We start from the raw sequence: 20571 nt of genomic DNA, 5'->3' as shown, positions 1-20571 counted from the left end.
TCCTCTCAGACCAGCTATAGATCATCGGCTTGGTAGGCCATTACCCTACCAACTACCTAATCTAACGCGGGCTTATCCTATAGCGATAAATCTTTCCTCCGCAGAGAATATACGGTATTAGCTGTCGTTTCCAACAGTTATTCCGTACTATAGGGAAAATTCCCACGCGTTACTCACCCGTCTGCCACTAACTTTTAAACTAGCAAGCTAGTTTAAAAGTTCGTTCGACTTGCATGTGTAAAGCATGCCGCTAGCGTTCACTCTGAGCCAGGATCAAACTCTCAAGTTTTGTTTGAAAGTATCCTGTACTTTTTATTTAATTAACAGTTTCCTGTTTATCACAATTGAAACCACTACCTATGCTTATTTATACTTGTTAGACAGCTGAACGCTCAACATTTTCAACATTTTTTGTTTATTTGTTTTCGTTCGTTGTGGGTTGTTTTATACATGCTTATTTCAGTACTGTCAACTACCTTTTTGAAAAAAAATCACTTTTTCTGCATTTTTTTTCATTTTTCTTTTTTCAAAGCACTGCTCTATACCCTATTGCTTCTGCCAAGTACCTTTTGTTTACTAGGCTTTGAGCCTCTCCAGACAAATCTGCTATTGTTCGTGCTGTTCTAAGGATTCTTGTGTACCCTCTCATAGATAAACGCATCTTTTCTATTGCATTATCAATAAGATCTTTACCTTCTGCATCTAAAATAACATATTCATTTAAATATTCACCTTCTAATTCGTTATTAAATGTAATTGGGACATCTTTATAACGCTCATTTTGGATGTTACAGGCAGCTATAACTCTGTTTTTAATAGTCTCGCTGTCTTCAGTTTCCTCATTTGCATTGTTAATTTCTTTTACTGACAGGTTTGGAACATTTATAAATATATCTATACGGTCTAAAATAGGACCTGAAATTTTAGATAAATAGTCGTCAGAACATCGCGGTGCCTTAGAGCAGCTTCTGGAAGCATCATCTAAATACCCACAATGACATGGATTCATAGCAGCAATTAGCTGGAAATTTGCAGGAAATGTAATATGTGATTGCGCTCGAGATATCAAAACTTCTTTAGTTTCAATAGGTTGCCTGATTGAATCGAGAACTACTCGTGAGAATTCAGGAAACTCATCTAAGAATAAAACACCATTATGAGCTAAAGATATTTCCCCAGGCTTAATGCGGTTTCCCATACCGCCTCCAACCATTGCTGCCATTGAGCAAGAATGATGTGGCGCTCTAAAAGGTCTTTGATTACTTAATTTTCCTTCAGATATATATCCTGCTATACTGTGAACCGTACTTGTGGACAATATTTCTTTTGGACTCATCCCTGGTAATATTGTAGTAAGTCTTTTAGCAAGCATCGATTTTCCTGAACCTGGAGGACCTAGCATAAGTACATTGTGCCTACCAGCTGCTGCCACCTCTAATGCCCTTTTAGCTATTTTATGACCTTTAATCTCAGACATATTATATTTTTTAAGGTTATCATTAACATAATCTTTAGGTACTTCAGGATATTCTAAATATGCCTCACCTTTTGTATGCTGAATAAGTGACATCAGATTGTCAGCTGCAATTATCTTTAAATCACCTGCCCATGCTGCTTCGCTACCATTTAACTTAGGACACATAACGCCAAGGTTATTATTTACTGCATGCATTGAAATCGGAAGTATTCCCGACACCTGGTTTATATTACCGTCTAAGGATAATTCACCTGCAATAAGGTATTCATTTATATACTCATTAGGGATAATACCAAGACAGCCCAAAATACCAATGGCAATAGGAAGGTCAAAATGGCTACCTTCTTTATATATGTCTGCTGGCGATAAATTGATTACAATTCTTTTTGGAGGAAGTGAAACACCAATAGAAGTAAGAGCTGCTTTAATTCTTTCCTTAGATTCCGCAACAGTCTTATCAGGAAGACCTACTATTACTATGTTAGGAAGACCACTTGAAATATGTACTTCTACATTTACATCTACAGGCTCAACCCCTTTAAAGGTCACAGACCTTGCCCTTACCATCATATTACTTACCATGCCCATTAATTGAAAATTATGGTAAATATATGACGCAAAAGTTATATTTTGTCTGCAAAAAATTTTATATAATACACATTATCATCAGTGATAAAGCTATTAGCATAAAACATATTGATCTTGAAACTGCACGAAACTTCACAATTCTTAAAGCTGCAGTAAGTTCTGTATATGTAACATTTGTATTTATATTATTTATAAAATTTAGCGTATGCTTTTCTGTAATATCAAGTAGCTTGATTAGACTAAAATCAAATGTATATTTTGTAATAAACTTTCTTGTAACGAAACTAAATAATGCAGATGCTGTTATAACATATAATATATATTTATAATTTGGCGTTATTTTTAACGAATGCTCATAAATAATTAGTACCATCGCCAGAACTGATATAACTGCATCTACTGTTCTAAAACTAAAGTCTGGTTTTTTAAAGAATTTAAATTTTAAGAAAACAATCAAGTCATATCCTAGCATTAAATAAAATAAGTGATTATCACTACTAGCATAACCCTGAATTGCCACAATCATCATAATATTAACTATAAATGACAAAAGATTATTGATTATTTTTGAATGCTCACGTTGAGAAATTGCAGCAACTGCCATACATGCTACAAGACTTGGTAGCATGATTTGAAATTTATCAACAAAATATAAGGCATATAAAATTTTTAACTGCTGAGATACTAATATAGATGTATTACGTGTAGTTAAAAGACCAATAATTGGCAGCGCTATTACAATAAATGTATGATTTAGCATATTAGGCAATATAATAGCTTTTAAATTAATCTTATCTGCAAGGATGCCTACACATATTAATATATAATATTCTATGCCCGCTAAAATATTGTTATCAGCTTTTCTATATTCTTGCGACGAATGAAAAGGAAAAAATCCACCTGCTACAATAAGTGGCAATAAAAGCCACGGAGAATAGTCGGCTTTTACAATGTAATGTTCGGCAACTAGTACCAATGACATTGCTTTTGCTACCATTCCAAACATTGCATCATATTTAAAATGCCGCATTATTATAAAATAGTCTGTAAGCAATAGAATTATTAAATACATAATAAAAAATGAATAAAGCTGCAACTTCCATACAATAATCATTGTAATAAATAATACCACATTTAGAACCAAATGTAATGGCTGCTTAATGCTTACCTGTCCTTGTGCGAATAATAAAAATAGTGCAATTATAAAGTGATTGATATGACTTATTATTTGTTCCATAAAAACACCACTATTTCTTTGCTAAAGTAACTTACGCTAATTAATAGAATAAAACATGACACTATCGATAATCTTGTGAAAGATAAGACTTTAACTTTATCATATTTAAAGTCTTCTGATTTAAAGCTACCGATTTTTCCAAATATTTTAATAAAATATAATAGCGATGCACCTGATGATGCTATAAGTATTAACTGATTAACATGATTTACTTCTGACATTATCATTGCAGACTTTGTATAAAACCCGATAAATGGCGGCATTCCAACAATCGATAATGCAGCTATTATAAATATAGCAACGATTATAGGGTTTTGCTTAATCATATTATGATAATCATTGAGGTTATACGTTTTGCGTAAATAATAAAATTCACCAGCACTAAAGAATAATATTATTTTTGCCATGCCATGTGCAAATAACTGACATATAACAATTTCTGCTAAAAACTTATCTTTAGGAAGTGTAAGCATACCAAACATTACAATACCCAGCTGACTTATTGTAGAGTATGCCAAAATAGATTTTATATCGTCCGTCCTAAGTGTTTGTATTGCTGGTAAAAATATAGTGATTATTGCCGCTATTTTAATTACATCCCCAAGCACGTCATGCGGCAGGCTAAAACCTATTATATATACATAAAACTTAAGCACTATAATAATACCAGTATTTACAACAGCTACAGCATGCAGCAAACCGCTAACAGGAATAGGTGCAACCATTGCAGCATTTAGCCAGGAAGAAAGAGGGAAAATAGCATTTTTGGATGCGCCAAACACAAGAAGTAGCAAAACAAATGATTTATAATTATTTGCTACTAATTTTGCAAAGTCAGCATTTTCTAAACTAACGTTTAATAATATTATAAAAGGTACAAGCATTCCAATTGAAGATGCCATTAAAATTTTAAAATACTTACGCGCTCCTCTAAATGATTCAGGTGTTTTATCGAAATTCACTAAAAAGAACGTTGTAATAGTAAGCATCTCATAACAAAACACTATTATTACAGAATTAGTAGCAATTGCAGCAATTTGCGCCCAAAATACTGATAAACTAATCAGAGAAGTAAGCTTTTTAAACTGATTAGTCGTATATTCCTTTTGTTTTTTATAACCTATGGCATATAGGTTGGTCATTAGCCACATAATATTTAAAAATATTGCAAAGCTTCTTCCAATTGGTTCATATTTTATCCCAAAAATATGATGCATAAAGCTATGATTCACATCAATTTTTAAAGACAAATATGCTCCAATTAATGGCATTATGATCAACATTAGTTTTTGTGGCAGTAATGCTCTTATTTTAACTAAACTGATCAATGATGTAATAAGAGGTAAGAAAATCAGGTAAACCACTTAAGACCTCATCATAATATTAACGAGTGCTATAATTGCGCCCAGCATAGCTAAAGAATAAAATGACCATGCGGCTTTTTCAAATCCAGAATATCTAATCATTATATTCGGCGCTAAATGCTTAGGTCTGAATAAAGAAACTAGATGCTTTGAAATACCTCTGAATATCATAACAGATGTTATTAAATAGAGAGCAGTCACAATCAGATTTTCTGAAAGTAGTGTTGGTATTACAAATACTTTGCTATAAAAACCAAGTGAAAGAGGCAGCCCTAGTATACTAAGAGAAAAGAGTATAATTATAAACTTTGAAAACTTATCTTTAATGATGTAATTTTCAGGATCACTTCCCACAAACTGATCGATTTTTTTCGCAAATAGGATAAATGGGGCTTTTACAAGCATATCTAAAATTATAACAGGCGCTAATATATTTGAGTTTCCTTTAGTTGCAATAATCATTAAATATGAATAAGTTACAAACCCACTGCTTATTAGCGTATCAATTAATCTATCAGAATCTAGCGCAACAAACGCTGTAATCAGCGCAGAGACAGATAAATAAATAATTACACCTTCATCTAAAAGCTTAGCATCGTATGCATTTGTAATAAATAAATAGCTGAAAAGCTTAGATAAAAATAGAATATATGTTATCGAAGGTATACTAGATAAATATAACATACTTGCTGTACTTGTATTTCTATACACTTTTTTATAAAACAAAAACACAGGATAGCTGCCTGCTTTAAAGCAGAGTGACATTATGATTAAAATAGCGGATGTCATCGTCATACTGTTTTGAGCAGTTGAAGTAAGTTCTGCAATTTTATAAATATTTAGGCTTCCAGTCGCAGCATACATAAAGCCTATTCCTAATAGGAATACACAGGCTGAAACTGTTGCAATAAATAAATACTGAAGTGCATATAGTGATGAAATATCATTTTTACGATTATATGCAAGACCATAACATGATATTGAGGCAACCTCTATAAATACATATGCATTAAATAGGTCATTTGTAAGAAGCAGCCCCATAAAACCAAACGAAGCAATATTTGTTAATATTATTTCTGAAGAATTTTTGGCAAAAAAACTAGCTACAAATGCTACTATCGAGTTAATTATTAAAAATATTAAATGGAGTTTCTCGAACTTTAGTTCAATACCGCTTATATAATCAAAATTACCGAAATTATATGTATTAACCTCTGGAACATTATTGTAAATCATCATCGCTGGGAAATATATACTTCCAAGCAATGTAAATCTTGTTAATATTTTAGAGTATTTAAGCGGGATGATGAAACTCAAAAGCCCTGGAAATAAAAGTAAAAGCAAGTAATAAATAATATAATTTTCCATTTTATTCTTCTTCCGCTCTTCCTAATATTTCAGTTGAGTTTAATGTACCAAATTTCTTTTGCACTAAAATACAAAAAGATATTGCTACCGCCATTGTGGCAATCCCTACAACAATAGCAGTAAGCATTAGTACATGAGGCAGCGGGTTACTATAAATTATATCACAGGGAGTTACTTCACATTTTGAAACAGGAACAATACCAAATCTGATTTTTCCAAGAGCTATAAAGAATATGAGAATAGACGACTGAAATATGGTGAGACCAATAATTTTTTTCATTACAGAATCTTCTGTAATAATCATATATAACCCAATGCAGAAAATGACAATAGCTACAACATAAGGCAAATTGTGCAATAAAAACTTCATTAATCCTGTCTCACGAATAATAAATATATATATGTTATAACAGTAGTCACAGTAAGTGCTACGCCAACTTCAATTCCTATAATACCTAATGATTGCCCTTGGTAAGGATCTTCAAATAATACTTTATATTCTAAAAATTTACCGCCTTTAAAGATACATGCAAAGCCAATAAATGCGTATATTGAAACGCCCATAACAATTAATTTTTCTAATGTTTTTATTGAAACAATTGTGAGTAAGCTATCAGTTCCATTAGTTAAACAATAAATAATAATTGCCGATGCAAAAATTGCCCCTGCCTGGAATGCTCCGCCTGGCGCAACTGATCCATGCATAAATATATACAAACCAAATATAAAGATAATAGGAATGGTTATTTTTGCTATTACCCTAACTATAACGTCATCGCTCATAAATACCCCCTGAATATGTTCATAGCGTTTTCAATAGAGCTATTATCGGTTTTAAGTTTATTGATATATTCTGAATAATCAATAATTTTGTCGGAATTTAAAATATTTACTGCTTCTTTATATAAATTATCTGCTGTAAAATTCTCCTGAATTAGCTCTTTAATTATATCTTGATCTGCTACAATATTGATTAATGTGAATGTTTTAATCTTTAACATTCTCTTAGCTAAAAAAGCCGTCAGTTTATTAACTTTATAAACAACCACCATAGGACAATTAAATACAGCGGCTTCTAAAGCAGATGTACCTGATTTTATTATCCCAAGCCCTGCTTTATTATATAAATCAAACTTCTCTTGCTCATTTATAACAAATTTTATATCCAAATTTTTTGGAGTATTTTTTTCTAAATATTCTTTGAGTCTTTCAGGTATAGGAACCTTTATTTTTAAGTCAGGATTATCTTTTTTAAGTTTTTTAAATACTCTTATGAATACTTGCCAGTGTCTTTTAACTTCACCCAGCCTACTTCCTGGCATTGCAAGCAATATATTTTTATCACGTACATGGTTTTGTTTGTATTTTAGTAAGTTTTCAACAATAGGATGACCTATAAAATCAGCCTTCATACCATGCTTTGTAAAATAAGGTGGCTCAAAGGGCAAAAAACATAATAGATGGTCATAAAGTTTAGCAACTTTTTCAGCTCTATTCTCACGGTATGCCCAAACGGAAGGCGCTACAATATGCACAATTTTTGCTTTTAAATCTGGGTAATTTGTACGAACGTTTTTTATAACCCTAAAACAAAAATCAGGACTATCAACAGTAATAATAAGATCTGGGTTAAATTTTGCTATATCATTTGCTGTAAATTTTATAAGCTTTAAAATTTCGAAAATTTTAGGCAAAACTTCAAAAAAACCCATTACGGCGATTTTATATATTGAAAAGAGTGATTTGACATTCAGCTTTTCAAGCTTTGGACCCGTTACGCCTCTTATTTCACAGCCAGCATACTCTGCTTGAAGCCTTTCTACAATAAGACTTAAGATGTTATCACCGGAGTTCTCACCGCAAATAACATAAATTTTTTTATTTGGTTTTAAGGAATGTGAACCTGCAAACTCCATAATTTTTAACCAGCTCTACTTCAAATTCATCTAATACTTGATAATCGATTTTTGTATATGATTCAATGATAAGTACAGTTTTATCAGATAAATAGTTCTTTTCTAATAATTCTTTTTGCACGCCTTCATATATATTATTATCATATGGTGGGTCAAAAAATATAAAATCATATGGCTTTCTTGCTAGGGGCAAGTCAAGAACGTTCCAGTTTACAAGTCTTGTTTGACTTTCTACATTACAGTGCTTTACGTTTTTACGAATTATATCTAAATGATCTTTATCAACAAAAGTTACTGAGTTTGCGCCTCTCGAAATAAATTCAAGCCCAATTGCCCCGCTTCCAGAACATAAATCGAGCACATTTGCATCTTCTAAAGTTTCGCTATATCGGGAATTTATAATAGAAAACAATGCCTCCTTAGCATCAGACTTAGTAGGCCTAAGCCCCAGTGATGGGGCTCCGGCATCTAGCTTCTTTCCTTTAAGTTTTCCAGAAATTACGCGCATTTATTTCTTCATCAAACATTGATTTGCATCTTCTACGCTAACTTCAGCGCCGCCTCTGAAACATTTAGCAAGCTTCTTAACTGTAGGTACTCTACCAGCATTGTCCTCGCCAATAAATGTTCTAAAGCCATTATTTTTATCGTTATTAGATTGGATCATTAATGGGTAAATTGCATCTTTTTCAGACACTTTTTCAATACCCTTTATTTGACCAAATAACTGGTTAATATCTTCCGCTTTAACTTCTATATTTCCTGGTAACATTCTTGTTGTGTATTTTTGAACAGTTAAATTTTCAAATCCTCTAACAGCTTGCTCTAGAGTATGTCTGCCATGCACAGTAATTGGCAAAAGCTTTTCCTCACCAGTTCTTTTGAGGTTTTGACCTTCTCTTACTATCACTTCACCTTTGTAAAATGCTGTTGTTAAGTACTGCGAGTCTTGCTCTTGTCCATTTTCCATTTCTTTTCTAGGCATCAAAACAATATCCTTAAGCGCTACAATCTTAGCATCAGAAAGCTTGGAACCAATTTTCAACTTAGGCTCTTGTTCTTTAGATAATTTTCCTAAATGTATTGCAAATGTTGGACATATATTGCCCGCGCGATTTCCTAACCCACTTGAAAATGATATGGTATTATTTAATGGCAATTGAATCATACGCATTTTAGGAAAATTTTCTTTAGTAAGTTCAATACCTAATTCTTCATGAGCTTCCCTTAACAATGTTTCCGTATAATCTATATCTATGTCTTTAGGTACATTTATACCTTTCTTAGATAATTTTGCTCTAACGGTGCGCGCATCTAAAACGATATTATCGTATCGACCATTATTTTCTTTAACAAGCTCATCATAAATCTCTTTCATAGCCGCTGTAAGCTCTGCAAGGGTATAATCAATTACTATTTCCTTACCTTCTTGCTTATAAACAAATGGCTCATTTTTAGAAGCTGCATAACCTTGAGGATGAGCGTTAATAAAACCAGCAGTACTTACCATCCACTCATTTATCCCAACTGTATTACGAGATACAATTACATAAGTATTACCATCTTCACCTGTGTACATGACCCATCCTGCTGCACTAGTATCTATTTTAGCAAATGGGTAAGCAAAAAATAAGCGATTATCCACTGTATTAATTACAGGCTTCCCTGGAAAAGGAATATCCTTATTTTCCATTGCGAGCCTGTGAACACCTTTATTAGGTTGAGTTTGCTCTGCCACTTCGGCTAAGGATTGTTTTTCTGTAGACATAATAAAACCTATTATTAAAATTATTTCCTTATAACTAAAGGATTTTAATTTGAGTATAGGAATAAGGAACGACGTGTAGAAACTGCTACACAAGCTCCTAAAAAACGCATAATCAAATTTAAAAGACTTAGTTATAAACAACTTAACACCTCATTTACTACTGCCCGACTTACTTTATAAAGCTTTCCGGGCTTTAAGTCACCTAAACTAAACTGACCATATTCTTCTCTGATTAGCCTTGCAACTTTAAGACCGAAATGCTCCATAATATTACGAATCTCACGGTTTTTACCTTCACGTAATTTAAGTCTAACCCAGGTGTTATTCGGGGTTAAGCTGATAAGCTCGTAACTTATAGGTTTATACTTAAAATTGTCAATAGTTATTCCTTTTTCAATTTTATGGAATTTATCATCATTAAATTTACCAAAAACTCTGACCTTATAAGTACGGGTTATAGCATTCTTAGGTGATTCAAAATATTCAGCAATTGCGGGATTATTTGTAAGTATTAAAAGCCCTTCTGAATTGATATCAAGCCTGCCAACTGAAATCACTCTTGGTAAATTCTTTGGTAAAAGCTCAAATACTGTTGGCCTTCCTTCTGGGTCTTTATGAGTTGTTACAACACCGCGCGGTTTATAATATATCCATATTCCGTCATCTTTACGAGGTTCAACAAATTTGCCGTCCACAAAGATTTTGTCGTTGCTACTAACCTTAAGGCTAGGATGCTCAACTAGCGTACCGTTGCAGTATACTTTTTTCTCTTCTATAAGCTTCTCCGCATCGCGCCTTGAACAAATTCCATTTGCTGCGATGACCTTAGCTATTCTTTCTAGTTTTTCCATATTTTTCAGCTTCTTGTATAAAATGATCGAAGATTTTTTTATCTTCGTCTGTTGTTAAATATTCTGGATGCCACTCTACCCCTATCATAAATGGGTGTGACGTGTGTTCGATTGACTCTATAACTCCATCGGGAGCATAACTTGAAGCAATTATATTTTGCCCCACATTTTTTACTGCCTGATGATGAGTTGAATTTACCATAAAACTGGTTTTTCCAGTAATTTGGTGTAGTTTTGTACCTTCTACCACTTTTACTTCATGGGAAGGCTCATTTTTAGGTGTTTTTTGCTCATGCTCTAAGCAGTTTTCAATTTCATCAGGAATATGCTGAATTAAAGTTCCGCTATATAGCACGTTAATAAGTTGCTCCCCACCGCAGATTCCAAGTACTGGCATTTTTGAGTTCATTACATTTTTAAGCAGTTTACTTTCAAAATCGGTACGTTTCGAGTTTAGGCTCACCGTATCACTTTTAACAGCCTCGCCATAAAACTCCGGGCTAATATCAAAATTTCCACCTGGTATTAAAATAGCATCAAATTCTTTAAAAATATCATCTGGGTTTAGAAAGTAGTTTAGTAAAAAAGGCTCCCCACCACTTTTATAAACTGCTTCCAAATAATTTTCACGGAGTATAAAATGTGGAAATGCCGAATACTCACTTTTTTCTAAATAATCAGATGTTATTGCTACTTTGGGTCTTTTAAACATTGAATGAATTACCGCATCCACAGTTGCTACTTGAGTTAGGGTTTTTAATATCAAACCTTGATTCCGTAAGGTTATCTATAAAATCGATGCTTGAATCTTGCATGAGTTCCAGCGACATACTATCTATTATTAATTTTGCGCCGTTTTTCTCTACAACTAAATCATCTGACTTAATTTCCTCAGTCATATCATATTTATATTGAAAACCTGAGCATCCGCCGCCTTCTACGGTTATTCTTAAACCTTGTGCTTTGCCATTTTCTTTTGCAACTAGAGAATTTATCCTGTTTGCTGCTGCTTCTGTTAAGGAAATTGTTGTCATAGACTAAAATAAATGTAAATATTTGATATTGTTAAATTTTTAAATAGAGTGATCGAATTATGACTAATTTTGAACACCTCAAATGTGATTATACTAAATCAAAAGGCAGACTTTATCAAGAAAATGTCTCAAGTGATTTTCGTACACCTTTCCAGCGTGATCGCGATCGCATACTACATTCCAAACCTTTTAGAAGATTAAAGCATAAAACTCAGGTATTTATCAATGGCGTTGGCGACCATTACCGTACCCGTCTTACCCATACTATAGAAGTTGCGCAGGTTGCCAGATCTATTTCCAGAGCTTTAGCTTTAGATTTTGACCTTGCCGAAGCCTTAGCACTTGCGCATGATATGGGTCACCCGCCTTTTGGACATGCAGGTGAAAATGTTTTAAATGCTAAAATGGAAGGTTTTGGCGGTTTTGATCATAACGCACAGGCAATCAAAATTCTAACCCAGCTTGAGGAAAGCTACGCTGAATTCCCGGGTCTCAATCTTTCTTGGGAAAGCATAGAAGGAATAGCTAAACACAATGGTCCGCTTTTAGGAAAACACGCTAAAAAAGACAAGCCTATACACGAATATCTTGTTGAATATAACAAAAAGCATGATCTGGAGCTTAATAAATTCTCTTCTTTAGAAGCACAAATTGCAGCAGTTTCAGATGATATTGCTTACAATGCCCATGACATAGAAGATGGCGTCAGAGCAGGACTTATCAGCTTTGAGGAGGTTGTAGAACTTGAACTTATTAAGCCAGCCTTTAACAATATTTCCAGCAAATACAAAGATTTAAAGATAGAGATACTAATGGCAGAAACTATAAGATGTGTTCTTAAAGATATGATTTATGACGTTATAGCAAGCACCACTAGGAATATAGAGATCATTGGAGTAGAGTCATCAGAGGATATTAGAAATGCCGACAAACTTGTTGCAGACTTCTCAAGCGACATGACAAATAAAATCAATGGATTGCGCACTTTTTTAAGAGAAAAAGTATATAAACATCATAAAGTTAACCGCATGACCAAGAAAGCCGAGCTAGTCATCGGACACTTATTTGATTACTTTATGGAAAGCCCAAATTGCTTGCCAAATTATTGGAGTAGCTTTATAACAGGTGACAGCGAAAAAGAAAAAGCAGTGGTCATTTGCGACTATATTGCTGGCATGACAGATTCATTTGCCATAAAAGAGCATTCGCTTTTATTCAACCTGGAAAAACAAAATCTTTGATAATTATGAATATTTACGGAATTTTTAAGAACGATTTAGATCAAATAGCAAATAAATTAAAAAATGAAAATATCCTCACCCATGAGGCATTTGCTGTAGAGCGACCAAAAGATGCAAAATTTGGTGACCTGTCAACTAATATAGCTATTGTATCAGCCAAACAAAACGGTACTAATCCGCGCGCATTATCTGAAAAATACGTAGAGCATATTAAGGCTTTAGAATACGTAGAATCAGTGTCAGTTGAAGGTGCAGGATTTATAAACGTGTTTTTAAAAACTTCTAGCTTACATAAAATTCTTGAAACTATTCTTACATTAGGCAACGAATACGGCAGCTCTAATATTGGCAACAATGAAAAGATTAACGTAGAATATGTTTCTGCAAACCCAACAGGACCTATGCATATAGGTCATGCAAGAGGCGCATGCTTTGGCGATACCTTAGTAAACGTACTCAAAAAAGCAGGTTATGACGTTACTAAAGAATATTACGTAAACGATGCAGGCAAACAAATTGATGTACTTGCAGAATCAGCCTATTACCGTTACTTAGAAGCACTGGGGGAGTCAGTTACAATTCCTGAAGGCTGCTATCCAGGAGATTACCTAATTCAAACAGGCAAAAAGCTTGCTGAGAAATATGGAAATAGCTTAAAAACTATGGAAAATCCTATTCAGGAAATCAGATTTTTTGTAGTAGATAATATGTTAGAACTAATTAAGGATGACTTAGCAAGACTTGCTATTAAACACGACATATTCGTTTCAGAATATGAGCTTCAAAAAACAGGATATATCGAAAAAGGTATTAATTTACTTGAAGAGAAAGGTCTTGTTTATTACGGCACTTTAGAAAAACCAAAAGGTATGGCAGTTGAAGACTGGGAAGAAAAAGAACAACTTATTTTTAAATCTACCGCTTTTGGCGATGATATGGACAGGGTTGTTAAAAAATCAGACGGCACATATGCATACTTTGCAGGCGACATTGGCTATACAGTTCATAAGTTAGAACGTGGTTATACAAAGCTAGTTTACGTACTCGGCGCAGACCACGCAGGCTATGTAAAAAGATTAAAAAGTATAGTATCTGCTCTTAGCGATAATAAAGTAGAATGCGACGTAAGAATTTGCCAGCTTGTAAATTTCTTAAACGGCGGCGAAGTTGTGAAAATGTCAAAAAGAGCCGGCACTTTTGTAACAGTAGGCGATGTTATCGATGAGGTTGGTGGAGACGTTGTAAGACTTATGATGCTTACCAGAAAAAACGATATTACCATAAACTTCGATTTAAAAGTTGCTAAAGAACAATCTAAAGATAATCCTGTATTTTATATTCAGTACGCTCATGCAAGATGTAAATCTGTGCTTCGTCAGGCAAAAAATGATAGCCCCGATGCATATAATCTTTATTTAAATAAAGATTTTTCTGTACTTAATAATCTTGAGTCTCAGGAAGATATGGAAATTATCAAAACTCTTATGCTTTTCCCAAGAATTCTAGAACAGGCATCTATTCATAATGAACCACACAGGGTTGTTTTTTATGCAGAAGAACTTGCAAATAGCCTGCATACTTTCTGGGCAAAAGGTAGAGATAACGAAAACCTTAAGTTCATACAAAAAAATAATTCGCAATTAACTGCAGCTCGTCTTATAATGATTGACTGTATAGCAAATGTTATTGCATCCTGTTTAGAAGTATGCAATGTTTTACCAGTTGAAGAAATGTAGTTTTGCAAGTTTAAGAATTTAGTTTTGCCAGAGGGTTAAATGGACAATAAGAAAGAACCTATTATTACAAATGAAACAAAACCAAATATGGATTTATCGGAAGAGTATTTTAGCGAATCTTCTAAGCCAAAAAGAAATGCAGTAACCTTTATTTTTATTTTGGTTGCAACGTTTTCTTTTGTAGCACTTGGGTGGTATGTTTATAAAATTAATAACACAATCAAATCAGTAGATGAACTTGAAGTAATTCATGCTGAAAATAGCGTTACCAAAGTCATGCCTGAAGATCCAGGGGGAATGAACGTTCCTGATATGGACAAATCTATTTACGATAATTTAAGCACATCAGGACACGATAAACCTGCAAAACATGATAAAATTATTCCAGCTCCTGAAGAGCCTAAAATGTTTGATGAAAATCAAACTATTGAAAGATCCGAGGTTGTTGTAGAAGAGAAAAAAACCATTACAGAAACTAAAACTCCTGAGTTTAAGGAAGAAAAGGAATCTGTAAATATTGTTCAGAAAAAAGCTCCTAAAGAAGACCTTAGAAAAAAAGAAAAAGAAATTAAACAAAAACTCGCTTCTAAGAAAAAAGGTGTATACGTACAGGTTGGTTCATTTAAAAATGAAGCAGATGCAACCTCTACATGGAGCAAGCTTTATAAGAAACATTCTAATGTAATTGGTGATAGCTACCATATTGAAAGGAAAGATCTAGGATCAAAGGGTATTTTCTACAGATTACAAACAGGACCATATAAATCTGAAAGTGAAGCAAGACTTGTATGTCAGAAACTACAGGCATGCAATCAAAGCTGCTTTTTAGCAAGGTAGCAATACTTGGAGGTATGACATGTCAGATATTTATAACATTGTTGTAGGAATTGAAGGAAAAGAGCTTACGGACTTTGAAAAAGATCTTTTTACTCATAAAAATCCATATGGCGTGATTTTGTTTGCTCGTAATGTCGATACAAAAGAACAACTTAAAGCCCTTACAAAATCTATTCATTCTATAAACCCTGACATTAATATCTTCATTGATCAGGAAGGCGGAAGAGTAACAAGGATAAAAGAACCTTTATTTACTCGCAAACTTTTAGCCCCTAAAACTTTCTCAGATATTTTTTATAAAGATAAAGATGCAGGTCTTAAAGCTATTTATGACAATGCTTATTTAATTGGTCATGAACTTAAAAATGAGTTTGGCATAAACGGAGTATTTGCACCTGTTTGTGACTTATATTATGATTTTGCTGATAAAGTTATAGGTGACAGAAGTTTAGGGTCAAACCCTGAAGACGTAGCTTTAATGGCAAAATACTGGTATAACGGTATTTTAGCAGGTGGCTGTATACCGTGCGTAAAGCATATTCCTGGTCACGGCAGAGCCATGGCTGATAGCCATTTAGAACTTCCGATAGTAGACACTCCTTTATCTGAACTAGAATCAACTGATTTTAAAGTATTTACAAACTTAGCGGATACTGGCATGGCAATGACTGCACACGTAATTTTCACCGCTATTGATGATAAAAATCCTATCACCACCTCTAAAGCAGGCATTGAATATATTCGCAATAATATTGGCTTTAAGCACGTTATTATTACAGATGATTTATCTATGAAAGCTTTGCAGGGAAGTATCGCACAAAACGCTGAAGCTTCAATTAAAGCTGGATGTGATTTGTTATTGCACTGTAATGGCAAAAAAGACGAAATGCTAGAAGCCTATATGTTTGCAAGCCCAATTAACAAAGGTTTGGAAGCTAAACTGCACTATATTAATAACAGTATTGAAGAAATAAATTCTAACTTAACATATGACACAGCTCTTGCTGAATATTTAGAAATAGTAAACTCTTATGCATAAACCTAAAGCCGTACTTTTTGATTGGGATAATACAATTGCCGATACATGGCCTGTTATTTATAAAGCCCTACATAAAACATTTGAGGATTTTGGTCTAATTCCTTGGTCATTTGAAGAAACAAAGCTTCGCGTTGCAAAATCAATGCGCGATAGTTTCCCTGAGTTATTTGGTCGTGACAGACTAGAAGAGGCAATGCTTGCCTATCGCCGTAATTATAATGCTTTTTCACATGATCTTTATCCTATATTTGACGGCGCACGTGAACTTTTAGCACATTTGCAAAATGAAGGTATATATACTGCGGTTGTTTCTAATAAAACTGGCGCAATTCTAAGACATGAAACCGATAGCCTGGATATGACAAAGTTATTTAATAAAGTTATCGGCTCTTTAGATGCTAAAAGAGATAAACCCTTTCCTGATCCAGTATATTTAGCATTAGACGGTAGCAATATTGAGCCAAGCCAGGAAGTTTGGTTTATCGGGGACTCTCACGTAGATGTTGACTGCGCATATAATACAAATTGCTTCCCAGTATTTTTTGGTGATAATGATGACCATTTAGAAAAAAAAGCAAAGCTTGTTGTAAACCATCACGATAAACTTAAACAAATAATATCTGAATTGTGAAAATAGCTAAAGTTCTGGTACCTGTTAGTTTTAATAACGGTATATTAGATTATATAATACCAGAAGAACTACATTTAGAAATTTTTGATATGGTAGAAGTACCATTCAGAAATCAAGTGCTTACTGGGTATATTCAGGATTTTAATTATGCTGAGGTAGACACCTCAAAATTAAAAACTATTATCGGCACAATTGGTAATTTCAAAATCTCATCTAATTTTGATAAGTTTCTAAAATTATCTGCGGATTATTATATTGCTCCTAAAGGAGAAATGCTAAAGCTTGCTATAGGGAATATAAAATCCAAAACGTTAAATTATAAGCCAATAGATACACAAACATTCCACTTTCAAAATATTAAGCTAAGCGCTAAACAGCATGAAGTAAAAGAGCAGATTGTTATTAATATTCAGAACAATATACCTACGCTTTTACAAGGTGTTACAGGCTCAGGAAAAACAGAAGTTTATAGTAGTGCTGCCTATAATATACTAAAAGAGCCAGATGCTCAGGTTCTTATAATGCTACCTGAAATTTGCCTTACCACCCAAATTATTGACCGCATTAAAAATATTTTTGGATGTGATCCCGTTGTGTGGCACTCCCAAGTATCTGATAAAAAAAGACAAATTGCAATTCACTCTATTATTTCAGGATCCGCAAAACTCATTGTAGGGGCTAGAAGCGCATTATATCTTCCTTATAAAAACCTCTCACTAATTATTATAGATGAAGAACATGATCAGTCTTATAAGCAAAGTGATGGGGGCGTTACATACAATGCAAGAGATATGGCGGTACTCCGCACTCATATTGAAAAATCTGGGATAATTCTTGCAAGCGCAACCCCTTCTATTGAAACAGTTTATAATGTTGCTCATGGCAAATATCAGAAAGTTGTATTACTTGAGAGATTTCATAATGTTTCTATGCCTGAAATAAATATTATCGATATGAAGCTTAATAAGAACAAATGTTTTATCAGTGACAGGCTTCGTGAGGAAATATTAGCTACCTTAAGAAAAGGCAAGCAGGTTATGTTATTTCTTAACCGCAGAGGTTATGCTCCGCTTGTTTTATGCAGGGAATGCGGATTTAGATTCAGCTGCCCTGATTGTTCTTCATGGATGGTAAAGCACCGTAAAAATAATAAGCTTAAATGCCACCACTGTGACTATGAGCAAAATATCCCAGTAGAATGCCCATCTTGCCATAGCGTAGACTCTTTTGCTGATTGCGGTACTGGCGTTGAACGAATTTATGAAGAAGTCTCGAATTTCACTAGCGGCAAAATTCTTGTTATATCTAAAGATACAGCCGATTCAGGTAAAGAATATGAAAAGCTCATTGATGAAATTAAAGAAAATCAGATAGATATTATAATTGGTACGCAGATGATATCTAAGGGCCTCCACTTCCCTAACCTAGAGCTTGTAGGCATTATAGATGCTGATATGTCAGCTGCAGGAATGGATATAAGGGCGAATGAGCGCGCTTACCAGCTAATTAACCAGGTAGCAGGTCGCGCAGGTCGTGAAGAAGGCATAGGACGTGTGTTTATTCAAACATATTACCCCGATAGCAAGATCATTGAAGCTATTAAAAACCAGAATCTAGAGCAGTTTATTTTGGAAGAGCTTGAAGAACGCAAACACTTTCATTTACCGCCCTATACCAGCCAGATAGGAATTGTTGTATCGGATACTAATTTAGACAGGCTCAAATCCTTACTAAAACAAATTACTATATCTATACCGCATAATAGTGATTTTGAAGTACTAGGACCAAGCGAAGCACCTATGTTTAAAGTTCGTAATAAGTTTAGGTATAGATATTTAGTAAAAGTGCAAAAAAATCTGATGAAGACAAATTATATTATAGCCAAATGGCTAGATCCATTTAATAAGGGTCAAACCCGCATAAAAATAGACGTCGACCCCTATAGTTTTAGTTAAGCTTTTTCTGTTAGTTTTTTCACCATAAATGAAAGCCAGTCTTTAGCTGTGTTTTCGTCTGGAAAATAGAGATTAGACATGTTTTCAACTATATCTTTATTGAAATCCTGACAAAATTTCTGATATTCAATATCAAGCTGGTATTTTTCGTTTTGAGATTTAGGCAGATACAAACTATTATCATGAAAAGAAATTAATACTTGGGAAAGCATAGGAAATTCAATTTGAAATGTTTTATTCATTAACGGATCTCCGGATAGGCTGTTAATATAAATACGGTTCCTTTATATCTTTTTAGTACTATAATCAAACTTTTAGTATGAATAAAGCCTTTTGTATTAGTAAGATAAGCTTTATAAGTTGTACCATACCCAACATCCTGTTTATATATACCGCTTAGCAAAAAATATTCCTGATGAGATGATAAAAATTCTCCTACATCTTCTTTATTATCTTCTATAACTTTTTTAATAGATTGTTCCGCAATTTTCATATTATAAAATTTTGAAACAGCTTTTGGGGTTATTTCATTTTTAAATCTATCAATCATATTTTCATCACTTATATCAATATGCCTTGCAATGGTATGCCCACCCAAAACTTCATGATACGATAAAGGACGGTTTAGAAATTTTTCATATTGCGTGTGGATTAAAGAAATGCCATAAAATGCTATTGGTATGCAAAATACGAATAAGCCTATTAATATAAAATGTTTTAGCTCGAGTTTTTTTATCATAAGTGGTTTTTATATTTAGACTTTTGTCAAAGTATATAAAAAATTAAATTTATCAAGAAAAATTTTACAATAAAGCTAAATCAAGTTTTTCAGGGAGTATATTAAACCATATTTCAAATGCATATCTGGCTTGCTCAATTAACAACTCTTTGCCACTTAATAAAACATTCTTAGTCAGAATATCTTCATGAGCATAAGTTGCATCTATAACCTTAGTATCCTGAAATTTTTCAATTATTTGATAATAAGTATCTGACCTTGGAATAGCTATTATTATTAAATCATATACTTTAGCTACATTGTTTATGTTACCAATGTAATTAGCATTAGTAATGGTCTTTATTGACCTATTACAAAGATCAATATTGCAAGCTGGTATTTCATCACAAAGCGCTTCTATTGCGGCTTTTGCATACCCACCTGCCCCAACCACTAAACAGTTATTTACTTTAATACCTTTAAGTTTATTACGCGTTGCTATATAATCAGTATTATAGCCGTACAATTTACCATTTTTAATATGTACTGTATTACATGCCCCAGTTTTTATAACTTCTTGTGAAGCATAGTCTAAATATTTTAATATTTTTTCTTTGTATGGAATTGTTACATTAAATCCTAAATAATCTGCAAATTTTTTTGTCTCTATAAAATCTAAAAATTGCTCATCATTTAAAGAAGATTGCAAATATTTACAGGGAAGTTTATACTTATTTAACCATATATTATGGATTTTGGGCGATAAAGTAAATTCTAGAGGGTATCCAATAACTGTAAGCTGAGGCATTTT

The 20571-nt window shown here is 33.3% G+C and carries 21 protein-coding genes and 1 rRNA gene; 6 read left to right on the top strand and 16 right to left on the bottom strand.

Annotation, left to right across the window (positions count from 1 at the left end):
* From BGO27_02015 to BGO27_01955, 13 genes are all read right to left on the bottom strand, one after another.
* A 16S ribosomal RNA gene (locus BGO27_02015) occupies positions 1–289 on the bottom strand; the annotation flags it as partial.
* A gap of 237 nt (positions 290–526) precedes the next feature.
* Positions 527–2047, bottom strand: a complete 1521-nt coding sequence (locus BGO27_02010; GenBank protein ID OJV14256.1) for an AAA family ATPase — start codon at positions 2045–2047, stop codon at positions 527–529.
* A 76-nt stretch (positions 2048–2123) separates the two neighbouring features.
* On the bottom strand, positions 2124–3302 hold the full coding sequence (locus tag BGO27_02005) for a hypothetical protein (protein OJV14255.1): 1179 nt from the start codon (positions 3300–3302) through the stop codon (positions 2124–2126).
* Positions 3290–4666 (bottom strand): hypothetical protein, encoded by a 1377-nt coding sequence (locus tag BGO27_02000; protein OJV14254.1) that lies wholly within the window; start codon positions 4664–4666, stop codon positions 3290–3292. The genes BGO27_02005 and BGO27_02000 overlap by 13 nt, the downstream gene beginning before the upstream one ends.
* Positions 4667–6034, bottom strand: coding sequence for a hypothetical protein (locus tag BGO27_01995; GenBank protein OJV14253.1), 1368 nt, complete (start codon positions 6032–6034; stop codon positions 4667–4669).
* Between the two features lies 1 nt (position 6035).
* Positions 6036–6392, bottom strand: coding sequence for a hypothetical protein (locus tag BGO27_01990; GenBank protein ID OJV14257.1), 357 nt, complete (start codon positions 6390–6392; stop codon positions 6036–6038).
* An 11-nt stretch (positions 6393–6403) separates the two neighbouring features.
* Positions 6404–6817: a hypothetical protein gene (locus BGO27_01985; GenBank protein ID OJV14252.1), complete on the bottom strand. Its 414-nt coding sequence runs from the start codon at positions 6815–6817 to the stop codon at positions 6404–6406.
* Positions 6814–7950, bottom strand: a complete 1137-nt coding sequence (locus BGO27_01980; GenBank protein ID OJV14251.1) for a lipid-A-disaccharide synthase — start codon at positions 7948–7950, stop codon at positions 6814–6816. Before BGO27_01980 ends, BGO27_01985 begins: the two co-directional genes overlap by 4 nt.
* Positions 7913–8458: a hypothetical protein gene (locus BGO27_01975; GenBank protein OJV14250.1), complete on the bottom strand. Its 546-nt coding sequence runs from the start codon at positions 8456–8458 to the stop codon at positions 7913–7915. The genes BGO27_01980 and BGO27_01975 overlap by 38 nt, the downstream gene beginning before the upstream one ends.
* Positions 8459–9718: a hypothetical protein gene (locus BGO27_01970; GenBank protein OJV14249.1), complete on the bottom strand. Its 1260-nt coding sequence runs from the start codon at positions 9716–9718 to the stop codon at positions 8459–8461.
* Positions 9719–9849: 131 nt separating this feature from the next.
* Positions 9850–10569 (bottom strand): hypothetical protein, encoded by a 720-nt coding sequence (locus tag BGO27_01965; GenBank protein OJV14248.1) that lies wholly within the window; start codon positions 10567–10569, stop codon positions 9850–9852.
* On the bottom strand, positions 10544–11281 hold the full coding sequence (locus BGO27_01960) for a hypothetical protein (protein ID OJV14247.1): 738 nt from the start codon (positions 11279–11281) through the stop codon (positions 10544–10546). The genes BGO27_01965 and BGO27_01960 overlap by 26 nt, the downstream gene beginning before the upstream one ends.
* Positions 11274–11603, bottom strand: a complete 330-nt coding sequence (locus BGO27_01955) for a heme biosynthesis protein HemY (GenBank protein ID OJV14246.1) — start codon at positions 11601–11603, stop codon at positions 11274–11276. Before BGO27_01955 ends, BGO27_01960 begins: the two co-directional genes overlap by 8 nt.
* A gap of 59 nt (positions 11604–11662) precedes the next feature.
* Here BGO27_01955 and BGO27_01950 point away from each other — a divergent pair, with 59 nt between their 5' ends.
* From BGO27_01950 to BGO27_01925, 6 genes are read left to right on the top strand one after another with little or no spacing between them, the layout of a single operon-like run.
* Positions 11663–12844 (top strand): hypothetical protein, encoded by a 1182-nt coding sequence (locus BGO27_01950; GenBank protein ID OJV14245.1) that lies wholly within the window; start codon positions 11663–11665, stop codon positions 12842–12844.
* Positions 12845–12849: 5 nt separating this feature from the next.
* The gene (locus BGO27_01945) at positions 12850–14580 is read left to right on the top strand and encodes an arginine--tRNA ligase (protein ID OJV14244.1); all 1731 of its coding nucleotides are present in this window, start codon (positions 12850–12852) and stop codon (positions 14578–14580) included.
* 39 nt (positions 14581–14619) lie between these two features.
* On the top strand, positions 14620–15417 hold the full coding sequence (locus tag BGO27_01940; GenBank protein ID OJV14243.1) for a hypothetical protein: 798 nt from the start codon (positions 14620–14622) through the stop codon (positions 15415–15417).
* Positions 15418–15436: 19 nt separating this feature from the next.
* Positions 15437–16456: a hypothetical protein gene (locus tag BGO27_01935; GenBank protein ID OJV14242.1), complete on the top strand. Its 1020-nt coding sequence runs from the start codon at positions 15437–15439 to the stop codon at positions 16454–16456.
* Entirely contained in the window at positions 16449–17087 is a 639-nt protein-coding gene (locus BGO27_01930) for a hypothetical protein (protein ID OJV14241.1), read from the top strand. The genes BGO27_01935 and BGO27_01930 overlap by 8 nt, the downstream gene beginning before the upstream one ends.
* Positions 17084–19042, top strand: coding sequence for a primosomal protein N' (locus tag BGO27_01925; GenBank protein OJV14240.1), 1959 nt, complete (start codon positions 17084–17086; stop codon positions 19040–19042). Before BGO27_01930 ends, BGO27_01925 begins: the two co-directional genes overlap by 4 nt.
* Here BGO27_01925 and BGO27_01920 read toward each other — a convergent pair.
* From BGO27_01920 to BGO27_01910, 3 genes are all read right to left on the bottom strand, one after another.
* Complete coding sequence (locus tag BGO27_01920) at positions 19039–19284, bottom strand: hypothetical protein (protein OJV14239.1); 246 nt, start codon at positions 19282–19284, stop codon at positions 19039–19041. The two genes, BGO27_01925 and BGO27_01920, sit on opposite strands and share 4 nt — an antisense overlap.
* Positions 19284–19781, bottom strand: coding sequence for a hypothetical protein (locus tag BGO27_01915; protein OJV14238.1), 498 nt, complete (start codon positions 19779–19781; stop codon positions 19284–19286). Before BGO27_01915 ends, BGO27_01920 begins: the two co-directional genes overlap by 1 nt.
* Before the next feature lie 64 nt (positions 19782–19845).
* Positions 19846–20568 (bottom strand): hypothetical protein, encoded by a 723-nt coding sequence (locus BGO27_01910; GenBank protein OJV14237.1) that lies wholly within the window; start codon positions 20566–20568, stop codon positions 19846–19848.
* Between the last annotated feature and the right edge of the window lie 3 nt (positions 20569–20571).

Source organism: Alphaproteobacteria bacterium 33-17 (assembly GCA_001897445.1).
Lineage (GTDB): Bacteria > Pseudomonadota > Alphaproteobacteria > Rickettsiales > 33-17 > 33-17.
This window is presented reverse-complemented; position numbering and strand designations above follow the sequence as displayed.

Coding starts and splice junctions, on each gene's coding strand:
- BGO27_02010 (OJV14256.1), bottom strand. CDS start 2,047: ATGATGGTAAGGGCAAGGTCTGTGACCTTTAAAGGGGTTGAGCCTGTA.
- BGO27_02005 (OJV14255.1), bottom strand. CDS start 3,302: ATGGAACAAATAATAAGTCATATCAATCACTTTATAATTGCACTATTT.
- BGO27_01995 (OJV14253.1), bottom strand. CDS start 6,034: ATGGAAAATTATATTATTTATTACTTGCTTTTACTTTTATTTCCAGGG.
- BGO27_01985 (OJV14252.1), bottom strand. CDS start 6,817: ATGAGCGATGACGTTATAGTTAGGGTAATAGCAAAAATAACCATTCCT.
- BGO27_01980 (OJV14251.1), bottom strand. CDS start 7,950: ATGGAGTTTGCAGGTTCACATTCCTTAAAACCAAATAAAAAAATTTAT.
- BGO27_01975 (OJV14250.1), bottom strand. CDS start 8,458: ATGCGCGTAATTTCTGGAAAACTTAAAGGAAAGAAGCTAGATGCCGGA.
- BGO27_01970 (OJV14249.1), bottom strand. CDS start 9,718: ATGTCTACAGAAAAACAATCCTTAGCCGAAGTGGCAGAGCAAACTCAA.
- BGO27_01965 (OJV14248.1), bottom strand. CDS start 10,569: ATGGAAAAACTAGAAAGAATAGCTAAGGTCATCGCAGCAAATGGAATT.
- BGO27_01960 (OJV14247.1), bottom strand. CDS start 11,281: ATGTTTAAAAGACCCAAAGTAGCAATAACATCTGATTATTTAGAAAAA.
- BGO27_01955 (OJV14246.1), bottom strand. CDS start 11,603: ATGACAACAATTTCCTTAACAGAAGCAGCAGCAAACAGGATAAATTCT.
- BGO27_01950 (OJV14245.1), top strand. CDS start 11,663: ATGACTAATTTTGAACACCTCAAATGTGATTATACTAAATCAAAAGGC.
- BGO27_01945 (OJV14244.1), top strand. CDS start 12,850: ATGAATATTTACGGAATTTTTAAGAACGATTTAGATCAAATAGCAAAT.
- BGO27_01940 (OJV14243.1), top strand. CDS start 14,620: ATGGACAATAAGAAAGAACCTATTATTACAAATGAAACAAAACCAAAT.
- BGO27_01935 (OJV14242.1), top strand. CDS start 15,437: ATGTCAGATATTTATAACATTGTTGTAGGAATTGAAGGAAAAGAGCTT.
- BGO27_01930 (OJV14241.1), top strand. CDS start 16,449: ATGCATAAACCTAAAGCCGTACTTTTTGATTGGGATAATACAATTGCC.
- BGO27_01920 (OJV14239.1), bottom strand. CDS start 19,284: ATGAATAAAACATTTCAAATTGAATTTCCTATGCTTTCCCAAGTATTA.
- BGO27_01915 (OJV14238.1), bottom strand. CDS start 19,781: ATGATAAAAAAACTCGAGCTAAAACATTTTATATTAATAGGCTTATTC.
- BGO27_01910 (OJV14237.1), bottom strand. CDS start 20,568: ATGCCTCAGCTTACAGTTATTGGATACCCTCTAGAATTTACTTTATCG.